The 14345-nt window shown below is 71.8% G+C and carries 13 protein-coding genes and 1 CRISPR repeat array (1 of these 14 cut by a window edge); of the genes, 3 read left to right on the plus strand and 10 right to left on the minus strand.

Annotation, left to right across the window (positions count from 1 at the left end; all coding sequences use genetic code 11):
• Window positions 1-33: 33 nt before the first annotated feature.
• A complete protein-coding gene (locus B7C62_17880; GenBank protein ID ARF73920.1) occupies window positions 34-894 on the minus strand; it encodes a metal-dependent hydrolase in 861 nt (286 codons plus the stop codon).
• Between the two features lie 156 nt (window positions 895-1050).
• Here B7C62_17880 and B7C62_17885 point away from each other — a divergent pair, with 156 nt between their 5' ends.
• Window positions 1051-2715 (plus strand): MFS transporter, encoded by a 1665-nt coding sequence (locus B7C62_17885; protein ARF73921.1) that lies wholly within the window; start codon window positions 1051-1053, stop codon window positions 2713-2715.
• A 171-nt stretch (window positions 2716-2886) separates the two neighbouring features.
• Window positions 2887-3672: a TetR family transcriptional regulator gene (locus B7C62_17890; GenBank protein ID ARF73922.1), complete on the plus strand. Its 786-nt coding sequence runs from the start codon at window positions 2887-2889 to the stop codon at window positions 3670-3672.
• 22 nt (window positions 3673-3694) lie between these two features.
• On the opposite strand, the gene B7C62_17895 is transcribed toward B7C62_17890, so the two are convergent.
• The 5 genes from B7C62_17895 to B7C62_17915 form a co-directional block, all read right to left on the minus strand.
• Window positions 3695-4675 (minus strand): hydroxyacid dehydrogenase, encoded by a 981-nt coding sequence (locus tag B7C62_17895; protein ARF73923.1) that lies wholly within the window; start codon window positions 4673-4675, stop codon window positions 3695-3697.
• 8 nt (window positions 4676-4683) lie between these two features.
• Complete coding sequence (locus B7C62_17900; protein ARF73924.1) at window positions 4684-5154, minus strand: PPOX class F420-dependent enzyme; 471 nt, start codon at window positions 5152-5154, stop codon at window positions 4684-4686.
• Between the two features lie 53 nt (window positions 5155-5207).
• Entirely contained in the window at window positions 5208-6032 is an 825-nt protein-coding gene (locus B7C62_17905) for a hypothetical protein (GenBank protein ID ARF73925.1), read from the minus strand.
• 252 nt (window positions 6033-6284) lie between these two features.
• Complete coding sequence (locus B7C62_17910; protein ID ARF73926.1) at window positions 6285-8882, minus strand: MFS transporter; 2598 nt, start codon at window positions 8880-8882, stop codon at window positions 6285-6287.
• Window positions 8883-8913: 31 nt separating this feature from the next.
• A complete protein-coding gene (locus B7C62_17915) occupies window positions 8914-9426 on the minus strand; it encodes a MarR family transcriptional regulator (GenBank protein ARF73927.1) in 513 nt (170 codons plus the stop codon).
• Window positions 9427-9651: 225 nt separating this feature from the next.
• On the opposite strand from B7C62_17915, the gene B7C62_17920 reads away from it, so the two are divergent.
• Window positions 9652-9864, plus strand: a complete 213-nt coding sequence (locus B7C62_17920) for a hypothetical protein (protein ID ARF73928.1) — start codon at window positions 9652-9654, stop codon at window positions 9862-9864.
• A gap of 254 nt (window positions 9865-10118) precedes the next feature.
• Here the strand turns inward: B7C62_17920 and B7C62_17925 are convergent, their stop codons facing one another.
• From B7C62_17925 to B7C62_17940, 4 genes are all read right to left on the minus strand, one after another.
• Window positions 10119-11141, minus strand: coding sequence for a hypothetical protein (locus B7C62_17925; GenBank protein ID ARF73929.1), 1023 nt, complete (start codon window positions 11139-11141; stop codon window positions 10119-10121).
• Window positions 11142-11202: 61 nt separating this feature from the next.
• Window positions 11203-12069, minus strand: a complete 867-nt coding sequence (locus B7C62_17930) for a B/F/G family RNA polymerase sigma-70 factor (protein ID ARF73930.1) — start codon at window positions 12067-12069, stop codon at window positions 11203-11205.
• A 234-nt stretch (window positions 12070-12303) separates the two neighbouring features.
• Complete coding sequence (locus B7C62_17935) at window positions 12304-13218, minus strand: B/F/G family RNA polymerase sigma-70 factor (protein ID ARF73931.1); 915 nt, start codon at window positions 13216-13218, stop codon at window positions 12304-12306.
• A gap of 198 nt (window positions 13219-13416) precedes the next feature.
• Complete coding sequence (locus B7C62_17940; GenBank protein ARF73932.1) at window positions 13417-13710, minus strand: hypothetical protein; 294 nt, start codon at window positions 13708-13710, stop codon at window positions 13417-13419.
• 573 nt (window positions 13711-14283) lie between these two features.
• Window positions 14284-14345: direct repeats of the CRISPR family, unit length 21 nt; it runs 324 nt beyond the window's last position.

The following is a 14345-nucleotide window of genomic DNA, read 5'->3' on the forward strand; positions in this document are numbered from 1 at the left end:
GGCTCGGTACCCGGCCGGGTACGCCCGGAAGCCCTACGAGCCCCGCAGCACCAGGTCCGCCACGACCGCCCGGTGGTCCGAGGCGGTGCTCTCCGGCACCCACGCGCCCCGCACCTCGGCGGTCCCCTTCGCCACCGCCACGTAATCGATCCGCTTGACGGGGTCTCGCGCGGGGAAGGTCGGGGCGCCTGGATCGGCGTCCGTCAACTCCTCCCAGAGCGGCGCCAGTTCCGGGGCGTCGGGTTCCGCGTTGAAGTCGCCGAGCAGGATCTTGGCGCCCCGGTCCTCGGCCATGATCCGCCGGGTGTCGGCGACCTGGGCGATGCGTACGGCGGGGTCCGGGCGGTAGTCGAGGTGGGTCACGTACACGTGCACGGGCCGCCCCTTCACCCGTACGACGACCTCGCCGAACCCCGGAGCGGGGGCGGGGGCCGGGGCCGGGTCCTGGGTCGAGAGCCGGGTGATCTCGTGGTTCTCGGCGCTCACGATCCGGTACCGGGAGAGCACCGCCACCCCGTACTCCGCCTGTGGCCCGCCCGGTTCGGCGGGGTCCAGGCTGTAGATGGGGGCGAAGTACACGTACATGCGCAGCCGTTCGGCCAGTTCGCCCGCGAGGTCCCGCCAGTCGCTGCGGGCGCCCCAGTGCCGGTCGACCTCCTGAAGCCCGATCACATCCGCTTTCAGCGACCGCAGTTCGGCCGTCTGGCGGTCGAGGTCGAAGACGTTGTCCATGCCCGCCCCGGCGTGGATGTTGTACGTGGCGACCCGCAGCGGCACAGCACGGGAGGCCGGGGCGGCGGTAGCGGCCGGGGGTGATCCGAGCAGCGCGCCCAGCAGGGCTGCGGTGAGGAGAAGGTGCGGGAGACGGATGCGGCGGCGGCGAGGCGGTGACATGGCTCTCCGGTCTGCGGGGGTGGCGCACGGGCCGTATCTGAGTTGTACGCCGTACAAGGAGTGTCCTACGGTGTACAGCGCCCACTTCCTATACACCGTATAACTCACCCCCCGGCCGTCAAGGCTTCGCGCCGTGCCGGAGAGCCAGGAGCCCGAATGACGGCGTCCGCCGCCCCGCGAACCGACCTCGCCCCGCAGGGGCATCCGCAGCGCTGGCTGATCCTCGGCGTCATCTGTCTCGCCCAGCTCACCGTGCTGCTCGACAACACCGTCCTCAACGTGGCGATCCCCTCCCTCACCACGGAGCTGGACGCCTCCACCGCCGATGTGCAGTGGATGATCAACGCCTACTCGCTCGTCCAGTCCGGGCTGCTGCTCACGGCGGGCAGTTCCGCCGACCGGTACGGGCGCAAGAAGATGCTGGTCGTGGGCCTCGCCCTGTTCGGCGTCGGTTCGCTGGCGGCCGGGCTCGCGCAGTCCTCCGGCCAGCTCATCGCGGCCCGCGCCGGGATGGGGGTCGGGGGTGCGCTCCTGATCACCACCACCCTCGCCGTCGTCGTCCAGATCTTCGACGACTCCGAGCGGGTCAGGGCGATCGGCCTCTGGGCGACCGTCAACTCCCTCGGGTTCGCGGCCGGTCCGCTCGTCGGCGGAATGGTGCTCAACCACTTCTGGTGGGGCGCGATCTTCCTCATCAACATCCCGGTCGCCCTGATCGGGCTGGTGGCCGTCGTCCGGCTCGTACCGGAGTTCAAGAACCCGCGCGGGGAGCGGCCCGACCTGCTGGGCGCGCTGCTCTCCACGGTCGGGATGACCGCGGTCGTGTTCGCGATCATCTCCGGACCCGAGCACGGCTGGGCGTCGGGCCGGGTGCTGCTGACGGCGTGCGTCGGGGCCGCCGTCCTCGCCGGGTTCGTCCTGTGGGAGCTGCACATCCCGCACCCCATGCTCGACATGCACTTCTTCCGGAACCAGAAGTTCATCGGCGCGGTGGCGGGCGCGATCCTGGTCGCCTTCGGGATGGGCGGCTCCCTCTTTCTGCTGACGCAGCACCTTCAGTTCGTTCTCGGGTACGGGCCGCTGGAGGCGGGTCTGCGGACGGCGCCGATGGCGCTCACCGTGGTCGCCCTCAACCTCACCGGTCTGGGCGCCCGGCTCGTCCCGAAGCTGGGGACGCCCGCCACCATCGCGGCGGGGATGAGCTGCCTGGCGGCCGGTCTCGCGGCCGTCGCGGTGTTCGGCCGCGACGGGTACACCGGGATGCTGCTCGGCCTGGTCGTGATGGGCGCGGGCATCGCCTTCGCGATGCCCGCCATGGCCAACGCCATCATGAGCGCCATCCCGCCGGAGAAGGCCGGGGTGGGCGCGGGGGTCAACGGCACGCTGGCGGAGTTCGGCAACGGGCTCGGGGTGGCGGTGCTGGGCGCGGTCCTGAACATCCGCTTCGCCGCCCTCGTACCGGCCGCCGTCGGCGCCGCCTCACTGCCCGCCGCGCTGGCCGCCGCCGACGGCGAGGGCGAGCGCGCCACCATCAGGGACGCCTTCGCCTCCGGCCTGGAGACCAGCCAGCTGGTGGGCGCGGTCGCGGTGCTGACGGGCGGTCTGCTCGCGGCGATGCTGCTGCGCCGGGCCGAACGGGTGGAGGCGGCGAGGGGGAAGGCCGGGGAGGCAGGGGAGGCGGGGGAGACCGGGGAAACCAGGGAGACCGGGAAGGCCGGGGCGACTGGGCATACCGGGAACGCTGTGGCCGGTGGTGTGCCTGAGACGGTCGGTGGCCGGGCAGACTCGCCGGGACCGTCGGCACGGCGGCCTTCGGCATAGCATCGGTGGGGACGCGCGTACCGGACGGTAGATGTCGGGCACATGCGTCCCCACCGCCCGGGCAAGGGCACGGCGGGAGCGGGCAGGGACGGGCCAGGGCAGGACCGTACCGGCGGGACGGGTCCCGCGAGACTGTGGGGGCCGCCCCGCAAGACGAGGAGAGTGTGCGCCATGGTGTCCGCGTCCGACCGCGCGAAGAGCCCCGCGCGGACCAGCGTGTGGCTCGACCGACGGACCCCGTCGCGCTCCCGCCGCACCGAGTCCCCGGCGGGCCTGGACCGCGACCGGATCACCGAGGCGTCCGTACGGCTGCTGGACGCCGAGGGGCTCGCCAAGTTCTCCATGCGCAGGCTCGCCGCCGAACTGGACGTCACCGCGATGTCCCTCTACTGGTACGTCGACACCAAGGACGACCTCCTGGAGCTGGCGCTCGACTCGGTCTACGCGGAGATCGCCCCGCCGCGCGAGGACGCCGACTGGCGGGAGCGCCTGCGCGAGCTGGCCCGCAGCTACCGCGAGCTGCTCGTCCGGCACATCTGGATCTCCCCGCTCGCCGGGACCTTCCTCAACATCGGCCCGAACTCGATGCTGTTCTCGTACGCCGTCCAGGACGTCATCCGGGCCACCGGCCTGCCCCTCGAACGGCAGACGGGCGCGCTCTCGGCGTGCTTCCAGTTCGTGTACGGATTCGGCACCGTCGAGGGCCACTTCAAGGCGCGGTGCGACGCGACCGGGCTGACGGAGGACGAGTACCACCGGCACGCGATGGGCACGATCCGGGCCCAGCCGCACCTGCGGAAGATCGTCGAGTCCTCCGACGAGCTGATGGCGGCCCGGGGCGGCGACACGGTCGAGGAGATGCGCGAGCGGGACTTCGTCTTCGCGCTGGACCTGCTGATCGCGGGCATCGAGGCGATGTGCGACCGTACGGACTCTCCGGCGGCGACCGCGCGGTAACCCCCTTGGCAACGCGGCTTTCTCAGTACCCCCGCCCCGTGTCCACGGCCAGCTCCGGCCGCCGCCGCCCCACCGCGACGGCCTCCCAGCAGGCGGCGAAGTCCTGGGCCACGTCCTCGTCGGCGGTGATCCCCGCGGAGTGCGAGGTGATGACCGTACGGGGCAGCCGCCAGACCGGGTCGTCGGGCGCGGCGGGCTCCTCCGCCAGCACGTCCAGCACCGCGCGCCGCACCCGGCCGCCCCGCAGCGCGCCCTCCAGCGCCACCGGGTCCACGGTCGCGCCCCGCCCCACGTTGACGAACGTGGCCCCGCGCACCGCCGCGAACCGGCCCGCCCCGAAGAAGCCCTCCGTCGCCCTGGTCAACGGCAGCGCACCGACCACCCACCGCGCCCCCGCCAGCTCCGCCGCCTCCTGCTCCGCGTCCTCCGCCGCCCCGATCACCCGGTCGAAGCCCGGCGGCGGCGCCCCGGCCCGCCCGGTCCGGCCCACCCCCACCGTCCGCACCCCGCAACTCCGCAGCAGCCCGGCGACGGCCCCGCCGATGCGCCCGGTGCCGTAGACGAGGGCGGTCTGCCCGGCGACCAGCTCCGTGGGGAGGCGGCGCCACTCGGCGCGGGCGTGCTGGGCGGCGTACTCGGGGACGGCCTGGCACTCGGCGAGCACCCAGCCCACCACGTACTGCGCGATCCGCTCGCCCATCCGCCCCACGGTCCGGGTCAGCAGCGCCCCGGCGGGCCAGGGCCCCGCGCCGAGCAGCGCGTCCGTACCGGCGTTGACGCTGTGGAACCAGAGCAGCCGCTCGGTGCGCAGGGCCTCGGGCAGCACGGCCCCCACACAGAGAAGGGGACCGTCGGTCGTCCCCCCTTCCCCCGACCGCTCGGCGCTCCGCCCGGTGATCCGCTCCAGCTCCCGTACGAGAGAGGGGCTCAGCCTGGGCGCGACGAGCAGCCGGGCCCGCGCGAGAAGCTCGGGCGCGGGCACCCCGGGAACCGCCCCCGGCACAGCGGGTATCACGGGCCCGGAGCCAGGTGGGCCGGGAAGCCGCCGGTCGCGACCGGCCCCCAGCGCTCCGGTGTGACCCGGATGATCGACTTGCCCTGCCTGACCATGGCGGCCCGGTACTCGTCCCAGTCCGGGTGCTCACCGGAGATGTTCCGGAAGTACTCGACCAGCGGCTCGACCGACTCCGGGGCGTCGAGCACCTCCGCCGCACCGTCGACCTGCACCCACGGCCCGTCCCACTCGTCGGAGAGGACGATCACGCTGACCCGCTCGTCGCGCTTGGCGTTGCGGGTCTTCGCGCGCTCCGGGTACGTCGACATGACGATCCGGCCCGCGTCGTCGACCCCGCAGGTCAGCGGGGAGCCCTGGGGGCGGCCGTCGGACCGGGTGGTCAGCAGGACCGCGCGGTGCCGGGGCCGTACGAACGCCAGCAACTCATCGAGGTCCACGGTGGTGTTGGTCGCGATGTCCGGTGCCATGCCCTCCACCCTACGACCGGGTGCGCGTCCGACCGGAGCAGCGAACCACCTGCTCAGGCCGCTTGCCCCGGCAGGGCCTCGCCCCGCACCGCCTGGATGTCCAGCTCCACGCGCAGGGTGGTCCCGATCGCGGAGATGCCCGCCTGGACGACCTGGTTGTAGTTCATCGCGAAGGCGTCGCGGCGCAGCTCGGCCGTGGCGTGGAAGGCGGCGCGCACCCCGCCCCACGGGTCGGGCCCGGTGCCGAGGTAGGTCAGGTCCAGGTCGACCGGGCGGGAGACGCCGTGCAGGCTCAGCTCGCCATGGACGGTCCAGCGGTCGGGTCCGGCCGGGGTGAGGCCGGTGGAGCGGTAGGTGATCTCCGGGTACCGGTCCACGTCCAGGAAGTCCGGCGAGCGCAGGTGCTTGTCCCGCATGCCGTTGCCGGTGTCGATGCTCGCGGCGCCGATCACCGCGTCGACCCGGGAGCGGGTGACGTCCTCGGCGATCTCGATCCGGCCGCCGAAGTCGGTGAACCGGCCGTGCACGCTGGAGATCCCGAGGTGCTGGGCGACCGCGCCGACCGAGGAGTGGGCCGGGTCCAGCGACCAGGCGCCCGGCGGCGGGAGCTGGACCCCGCCCTGACGGGCCAGCACGATCTGCCCGCCCTCGATCCGGCCGCTCGCCGTGACGAGGGCGGTGGCGGCGGCGGGGGCGTACCCGACCGCCGTGACGATGACCGTGTACGCGCCGGCCGGCAGGGACCCGTCCGTGCGGACGGCCCCGTCCTCGTCGGCCGCGGCCCGCAGCACCTGGGTGCCGGTCATGTCGGTGACCGTCACGACGGCGTGCTGGACCGCCCAGCCGTCCCGCGTCCGTACCTGTGCGCGAAGTCCCATCCGTATCCCTCTCCTACTCCTGGCTCCATGACCCCGGGGGTCACATGAGTCGGGCCCCATGAGCCGGGCCCCGGGGCGGGTACGGCAGGCCGTCCCCTGCCTGCCGTACCCACCACCGGGGCCCCTTTCCACCCGGCCGCGACAGCCTCTCCGCAAGAAGTACTGTCCGACCAGGGGGCTTTGCGATCCCTTCACCTCACGTGTTCACGCGCCTCCCTATGGACACACGCGCACACGCGAAGAAGGGATCAATCACGCGTCCGGGTGGGCGAGTTCGATGTCATGCCCGTCGATACCCTGTCCGCTCACCGTCAGCGGGCCCGCCACCGGCGGGTAGCCAGTCGCGACGACGGAGTACTCGCCCGCGTCCAGGTCGGTGAAGGCGTATGCGCCGTCCTCGCCGGTCGTCGCGGTGGCGACCACGTTGCCCGCCGCGTCGATCAGCGTGACCCGGGCGTCGGCCAGCGGGCTCCGGGCGGCCCCGGCCCGTACGGTGCCCCGCACCAGCGACCCGGCCCGCAGGGCGGCCTCGACCCGGGTGACGCCCTGGCCGCCGATCTCCACCGGCAGCGCCAGCGGGCGGAACCCGGCCGCGTTGACCGCGACGGTCACGGAGCCCGGGACCAGCTCGCCGAACGCGAACTCACCGGCCGGGCCGGACGTCCCGGTGGCCAGGACATCGCCGCGTACGTCGGTCACGATGACCATCGCGCCCTCGACCGGCGCACCGGACTCGGTGGCCCGTACGGTCCCGGCCAGTCCGCTCGTACCGGAGAGCAGGATGTCGAAGGCCAGCGGCTCCCCGCCGACGACCACCGTGGACGCCTGCGGCTGGAAACCGTCGGCGGAGGCGATCAGGACGTAGCTGCCGGAGCCCGGCGCGTCGAGGGCGTACGTACCGTCGGCCTGGGCGACGGAGCGCCCCAGCTGACGGCCGCCCAGCGAGATGAGCGTGACGGCCGCACGGGCGACCGGAGCCCCTTCGGCGCCGCGCACCACACCGCGCACGGTCGTCCCGTACGGGGTGACGGCGTCCTGCCCGGTCCCGTACGGGGTGACGGCGGCGGCCGTGTCGACCGAGGTGACCCCGGCCGCGCCCTCGGAGACGGCCCCGGTGGCACCGACGGTGGCCGGAACCTCCGCCTCCACGGGATCGGCCCCGGCGGCGGCCTCGCCTTGAGGGCTGTCGTTCCCAGTGGTGCTGCTCTTCAGGGCGACCTCCTTGATGAAGAGCGTCACGACGAAGGCGATCAGCGCGCACGGAGCGGCGTAAAGGAAGACGTCGCCGACGCCGTGCCCGTACGCGGCCTCCATGACCGTACGGAAGGGCTCGGGCAGCTTGTCCAGGTCGGGGATGCCCCCGCCGCCCGTACCGCCGTGGCCGAAGGCGGCGCCCTCGGGGCCGAGTGCGGCGATGCCGTCCTTCACGTAGTGGGTGACGCGGTTGCCCAGGACGGCACCGAGCGCCGAGACGCCGATCGCGCCGCCGAGGGACCGGAAGAAGGTGACGACGGAGCTCGCGGACCCGAGGTCCTCGGGTGCGACCTGGTTCTGGGTGGCGAGGACCAGGTTCTGCATCATCATGCCGATGCCGAGGCCCATGACGAACATGTAGACGGCGACGTGCCAGTACTCGGTGTCGTACCGGATCGTGCCGAGCAGCCCGAGCCCCGCCGTGACCAGGAAGCCACCGCTGACCAGCCACGCCTTCCAGCGGCCGGTCCTGGTGATGATCTGTCCGGAGACGGTCGAGGAGAGGAAGAGGCCCGCGATCATCGGGATGGTCATGACGCCGGACATCGTCGGCGACTTGCCGCGCGCGAGCTGGAAGTACTGGCTGAAGAAGACCGTGCCCGCGAACATCGCGACACCGACGAAGAGCGAGGCGACCGACGCCAGCGTGATGGTGCGGTTGCGGAAGAGGCGCAGCGGGATGATCGGCTCGGCGGCCCGCGACTCGATGAGGACGAAGACCGCACCGAGCAGGACCGAGCCCGCGACCATCACGTACGTCTGCCACGACAGCCAGTCGTACTTGTCACCCGCGAAGGTCACCCAGACCAGCAGCAGCGAGACGGCGGCGCTGATGAAGAACGCTCCGGCCCAGTCGACCTTGACGCCCTCGCGCTTGACCACCGGGAGCTTCAGGGTCTTCTGGAGCACGATCAGGGCGATGATCGCGAACGGCACGCCCACGTAGAAGCACCAGCGCCAGCCCATCCAGCTGGTGTCGGTGATGACACCGCCGAGCAGCGGCCCGCCGACGGTCGCGACGGCGAAGACCGCGCCCAGGTAGCCGCTGTAACGGCCGCGCTCGCGCGGGGCGATCATCGCGGCCATCACGATCTGCGCGAGGGCGGAGAGGCCGCCGACGCCGATGCCCTGGACGACGCGGCAGGCGATGAGCATGCCGCTGCTGGTCGAGAGACCGGCGACGACCGACCCCAGGACGTAGATGATCAGCGCTATCTGGACCAGCAGCTTCTTGCTGAAGAGGTCCGAGAGCTTGCCCCACAGGGGGGTGGTGGCGGTCATGGCCAGCAGCGAGGCCGTGACGACCCAGGTGTAGGCGCTCTGGCCGCCGCCGAGGTCGGAGATGATCTCGGGGAGGGCGTTGGAGACGACCGTCGACGACAGGATCGCGACGAACATGCCGAGCAGCAGCCCGGTCAGCGCTTCCATGATCTGCCGGTGCGTCATCGGCGTGCCGTCGGAGGCCCCGGAGCCGGCGGAGACACCGGAGCCGCTGCGGCCTCCGTGACCTCCGTGACCGCCGTGGTCCCCACCGCCTCCATGGCCTCCGTGCTTGGCGTGGCCGCCCCGCACACCGGCCGGTGTGGTCGTAGCCATTGAGTTCCTTATCCGTCCGTATTTGCTTCTGTTACACAGGTGTACGGGTGTACGCGTCGTCGCCGAGCCCGTTCCGGCACTCGCCGGAGTGGCTTCCGGGGGCGCAGCCGCCGGGTCCGCGGCAGGCGAAGCTGTCGCGCAGCCGGGACAGCAGCTCGTTGAGCCGGCCGACGTCGTCGTCGGACCAGTCCGAGAGGTTGCGGGCGAACACATCGGTGGTCCGCCGCGTCAGCTCGTCGAGCTGAGCGTGGCCGCCGGGGGTCAGCCGCAGGATGCGGGACCGCTTGTCCGCCGGGTCCGGGGACCGTTCGATCCAGCCGTGCTCGGCCACATGGGCCACGTGGCGACTGGTCACCGAGAGGTCCACGGCCATCAGCTCGGCGAGCCTGCTGATCCGCATCTCGCCGTGCCGGTCCAGGAGCGTCAGCACGGCGGCGGAGCCACCGGGGCACTCGGGGGGCAGAGCGCGGGCGAGCCCCCGCTTGACGGCCCCGACGGCGCTGAGCTGCCGTGCCAGTTCCTCGTACCGGCTCCGTGCGGCCACGGGACCCCCCAACGCACCGATGTCCATGTTGTTGCTTAGGGCAACCATAGAAGCCGATGGTTGCTACAGGCAAGCGAAAAGGGGCTTGCAGAAGTAAAGGAACGCAAAAGCCTCCGCCGGGTCCGGGTCAAGCCCCTTCGCCCCGCGCGCCGCCCCTGTTCGGACGGGGTGCGGGGTGGCCCCGGGGGTTGGGCGGCAGGCCCGAGTTCGCTAGGGTCCTGCCCCATGGCACACAACCCCCACGCCCCTCAGCCGGGCCCCGAGGGCACCCCTGATCCGGCGGGCAGCACGCAGATGTTCCGCGCCTTCGTCGACGAGGGCGAGCCGCAGCGCCGGGCTCAGCCCGCCGCGACCTCGTCCGGGCCGAGAGTCGGGGTGATCGTGGCGGTCGTCGCGGTTGTCATCGTCCTCGGCGCGGTGGCATGGCTCGCGTTCTGACCAGCACCGTCTCCGACCGTCCGTACGACAACTGAAGACGACGTCACTGAAGACGACGTCACTGAAGACGACGTTGCTGGAGACGACGTGAAGGCGACGTATGCGTCTACTACGTCGTAGAACGACGTGTGACGACCTGAACGAACGCCCGTGGGGCGGTCGGCGGAACCGCGAGAGCGCGACCGCCGACCGCCCCACGGGCGTTTCCGTACGCCGCCGCGCCGCCCCTCCACGTGCCGTCGTCCCGCCGGGACTCACTCCCACACGGCGGAGACGTCCTGGGTCTCGATACGCATCCCCAGGGGCACGCGCCAGGCGTCCACACAGACGGTGTACGTCTCCGACCGCGCCGTACCGCCCGCTATGGGCGTCGGCAGCGGCCGGCTGGAGGTGATGGTGGCCCAGTCGACGCCCAGGGCCCCGATGATGTGCGTCCCGAAGGTGACGCTGCCCGAACGGGCGGGGGAGCCGCCGGTGTTGCGGAACTCCACGGTGACCTTCTCGCACCACCGCTTGTCCGTCGGCGCACGCTGAGGGGCGCTCAGCTTCAGCGCGGCGGGGGCGGGGGGCGGCCCGGGCGGAGGCCGGTCCGTACCGCCGCCTCCGCCGCCGGGCTTGGGGCTGCCCGTGGCCGGGGGAGGTGGGGACCCGCTGCCGGGGGTGGAGGGCTGTGAGGGCTTGGAGGGCGCCGAGGGCTTCCCGGCCTGTCCTCCGGGCCCTGCCCCCGCGCCTGTCCCGGTACCGGCCCCGCTCCCGGGCGCGGCGGCCCCCGGACCGGAGCCGCCGGGCGCCTCCGTATCCGTACGAGATCCACCCCCGCCGCTCGCTCCGGAACCGGAACCGGAACCAGAACCAGGGCCGGAGCCGGGGCCGTCGGGCGGCGCCGCGGACGCCGCAGAACCTCCCGTAAGCCCCTCGCCTGCTTCTGACCCCCCTTCCGGCCCTCCGGAGCCCCCGGACCCGTCGGCGGCCCCTCCGGAGGGCGACGAGGAGGCTCCTGGGGCCCGGCTGCCACCACGCCCTCCGGCGGGCTCCCCGTCCAACGGGACCAGCACCACCTTCCCCGGGGACCCTCCGCCCCCGTCCGAAGGCCGCTCGGCCCCGCTCCCGGCCGCGCCCACCGCCGCGTAACCCTCACCGTCCTGCCCGCCCCCGCAGCCGACCAGGAGGCCGCCGCCCAGACACAGCGCGACCGCCGAGGCGGCGATCACGGTGCCTCGGCGGTCGTTGGGCCCACGTGCCTGACGGCTCCAGGGTGCCCGGGGGCTCTGACGCATCTGACGTCGCATCGCGGCAGTGTGCCTGACGGTCCGTCACATGTGAACCCTCATGCGCGGCTCAGTCGGAGATGAGCCCTTCCCTGAGCTGGGCGAGGGTGCGGGTGAGCAGCCGGGAGACGTGCATCTGGGAGATGCCGACCTCCTCGCCGATCTGCGACTGGGTCATGTTGGCGAAGAAGCGCAGCATGATGATCTGCCGCTCGCGCGGGGCGAGTTTGGCGAGCAGGGGCTTGAGCGACTCGCGGTACTCGACGCCCTCCAGCGCCGCGTCCTCGTAGCCGAGGCGGTCGGCGAGGGAGCCCTCGCCGCCGTCGTCCTCGGGCGAGGGGGAGTCGAGCGAGGAGGCGGTGTACGCGTTGCCGACGGCGAGACCGTCGACCACGTCCTCCTCGGAGACCCCGAGCGCCCGGGCGAGCTCCGGCACGGTCGGCGAGCGGTCGAGCTTCTGGGCCAGCTCGTCGCTGGTCTTCGTCAGCGCGAGCCGCAGCTCCTGGAGGCGCCGGGGGACCCGGACGGACCAGGAGGTGTCGCGGAAGAAGCGTTTGATCTCACCGACGACGGTGGGCATCGCGAACGTCGGGAACTCCACGCCCCGTTCGCAGTCGAACCGGTCGATCGCCTTGATCAGGCCGATCGTGCCGACCTGGACGATGTCCTCCATCGGTTCGTTACGGCTCCGGAACCGCGCCGCGGCGTAACGCACCAGCGGGAGGTTGAGCTCGATGAGTGTGTCCCGCACATAGGTCCGCTCCGGACTGTCCGTTCCGTCGGGACCCGAGGCGGGGCCGAGCGCGGCGAGCCGCAGGAACAGGGAGCGGGACAGAGTGCGGGTGTCGATGGCTTCCGGCGAGCTGGTGAGCACGGCGGGTGCCGGCACGCTCTTCGTGAGCGTGAGCACCTTCGAGCTGCCCTGTTCTGCGGACATGCCACCCCCTTGAGGTCGCGGACGGTCGCGGTGGCCGCGACCATCGGAGGAACGCAGCCTCCACCTGAATACCGGAGGTGGGGCTGCGGCAAACTCGCTTCGAGCAGAATGTCACATGTCGGCAACACGCTGTAGTGACATGTCGACAAGTCAGCGCCGAATCCGCCCTGGAAACAGGGGGTGTAGGGCTTTTACGCCGTCAGAACCGGTCCCTGGAGGGTCTACCCGTTCCGGTTACGCTTCGATCCTGTTTGCGGACCTCAGTCGAGCGAAACTTCGGGCCAGAAGCCTTGACACATGCATCTGGGAGACGCCGAGTTCGGCGCTGATCTGAGACTGGGTCAAGTTGCTGTAGTAGCGCAGGAGGAGGATGCGCTGCTCGCGCTCGGGGAGCTGGACGAGGAGATGGCGTACGAGGTCGCGGTGCTCGACACCGGCGAGCGCGGGGTCCTCGTAACCGAGCCGGTCGAGCAGTCCGGGCAGCCCGTCGCCTTCTTGTGCCGCTTCCAGGGAGGTGGCGTGGTACGAGCGCCCCGCCTCGATGCAGGCGAGCACCTCGTCCTCGGAGATCTTCAGCCGCTCGGCGATCTCGGCGGTGGTGGGGGAGCGCCCGTGGGCGGTCGTCAGGTCCTCGGTGGCGCCGGTGACCTGGACCCAGAGCTCGTGGAGCCGCCGGGGGACGTGGACGGTGCGGACGTTGTCGCGGAAGTAGCGCTTGATCTCGCCGACGACGGTGGGCATCGCGAAGGTGGGGAACTGGACGCCGCGTTCCGGGTCGAAGCGGTCGATGGCGTTGATCAGCCCGATGGTGCCGACCTGGACGACGTCCTCCATCGGCTCGTTACGGCTCCGGAACCGCGCGGCGGCGTACCGGACGAGCGGCAGGTTCGCCTCGATGAGGGCGGCCCGGACGCGGCCGTGTTCCGGGGTGCCGGGCTCCAGCCCCTTGAGCTGCCCGAAGAGCACCTGGGTGAGGGCTCTGGTGTCCGCCCCGCGGGTTCTGGCGGGCGGGGCGGTGGGGTCGGGGGTCTCGGTCTGGATCTCCCCGGCCGGTACGGCCTGAACGGCCCTCTGAGGGTGCTGGGCGGACGGCTGGGCGGATGGCTGGGCGGACTGGGGAGGCACTTGAGGCGCTGTACTGGCCGGCACGGTGACGCCACCCCTTCGCGATCAACTACGGTCAACTCATCCGTCAAAAGCGGTCATAGCATCACAAGACATGTCCACTGTGTGCAAGCACCGCAAAACGTCGTGTTGAGGCCATAAAGGCTTAAAAAGCACGAAGAAACCCCTCGCCTGAACGGCGAGGGGTGGAGGGAACAGATCCCGCAGACGTCGGAGGAAGGATCAGAACGGGTAGTCCGCGATCACCCAAGTGGCGAATTCGCGCCACTGGCCCGCGGCGGCCTGGTGGGCCGGGTGCTCGATGTAGCGCTTGAGGGCGTCCTCGTCGGCGACGGCGGAGTTGATGGCGTAGTCGTACGCGATCGGCCGGTCCGTGATGTTCCAGGCGCACTCCCAGAACTCCAGCTCCGGAACCTGCCCCGCCAGCTCCCGGAAGGCCCGGTCCCCGGCGACGACCCGCGGGTCGTCCCGCTCGACGCCCTCGTTGAGCTTGAACAGGACCAGGTGGCGGATCATCGGTACCCCTACGGTTTTCGCTACTTCACCAGTTCGGTCATGAAGTCGCCGACGCTCTGGGCGGCGCTCGAAACGCCTTCGAACCCTACCCCTACGAGCTCGGCGGACCTCTGGGGAGAGGTGATGATCGTGTACAGCACGAAGACCACCACTATGTAGAGCGCGATCTTCCTCGCTTGCGCCACTGCCCCTGCCTCCCCGTAGCCCCCGCCTGGACCCTGCCCGGATCTCGTCCGGACCTCGCGTGCGATCGGCAGATTGTATCCGCACGTATGGCCGTATCCAGTGGCTGCTCCCGATCACTGATGCGCCTTTTAAGGACCTACGACCTCCCCACCGGGGCCTTTTGCCCGCCGATACGGCTTCTGCGCCCCGGCAGGATGGGACCCAGGCCCTCCGGCCCTGGCAGGAACCGGAGGCCCGGAACAGGCCCTCACTGTGGGGTCACCGCCGCGCGACTTCCCCCTGACCGCGACGGCTGACCGAGGACCCTGTTCTCACCGGGGGAAGCGGCTTGTCCCCCCGACGCCGCTTCCCCCGACCTGACTTCCGACGCCCGGCCGCCGTCCACGCTCCCCCGCGCGCGGGGACCGCTACTCGACGTCCTCGCCGTCCTCCGTGTTCGGGGGACCATC

Source organism: Kitasatospora albolonga (assembly GCA_002082585.1).
Lineage (GTDB): Bacteria > Actinomycetota > Actinomycetes > Streptomycetales > Streptomycetaceae > Streptomyces > Streptomyces stephensoniae.

Excerpts from the sequence above, each read along its gene's own strand:
- B7C62_17890 (ARF73922.1), top strand. The coding sequence starts at position 2,887 with ATGGTGTCCGCGTCCGACCGCGCGAAGAGCCCCGCGCGGACCAGCGTG.
- B7C62_17905 (ARF73925.1), bottom strand. The coding sequence starts at position 6,032 with ATGGGACTTCGCGCACAGGTACGGACGCGGGACGGCTGGGCGGTCCAG.
- B7C62_17900 (ARF73924.1), bottom strand. The coding sequence starts at position 5,154 with ATGGCACCGGACATCGCGACCAACACCACCGTGGACCTCGATGAGTTG.
- B7C62_17910 (ARF73926.1), bottom strand. The coding sequence starts at position 8,882 with ATGGCTACGACCACACCGGCCGGTGTGCGGGGCGGCCACGCCAAGCAC.
- B7C62_17940 (ARF73932.1), bottom strand. The coding sequence starts at position 13,710 with ATGATCCGCCACCTGGTCCTGTTCAAGCTCAACGAGGGCGTCGAGCGG.
- B7C62_17930 (ARF73930.1), bottom strand. The coding sequence starts at position 12,069 with ATGTCCGCAGAACAGGGCAGCTCGAAGGTGCTCACGCTCACGAAGAGC.
- B7C62_17925 (ARF73929.1), bottom strand. The coding sequence starts at position 11,141 with ATGCGTCAGAGCCCCCGGGCACCCTGGAGCCGTCAGGCACGTGGGCCC.
- B7C62_17920 (ARF73928.1), top strand. The coding sequence starts at position 9,652 with ATGGCACACAACCCCCACGCCCCTCAGCCGGGCCCCGAGGGCACCCCT.
- B7C62_17885 (ARF73921.1), top strand. The coding sequence starts at position 1,051 with ATGACGGCGTCCGCCGCCCCGCGAACCGACCTCGCCCCGCAGGGGCAT.
- B7C62_17880 (ARF73920.1), bottom strand. The coding sequence starts at position 894 with ATGTCACCGCCTCGCCGCCGCCGCATCCGTCTCCCGCACCTTCTCCTC.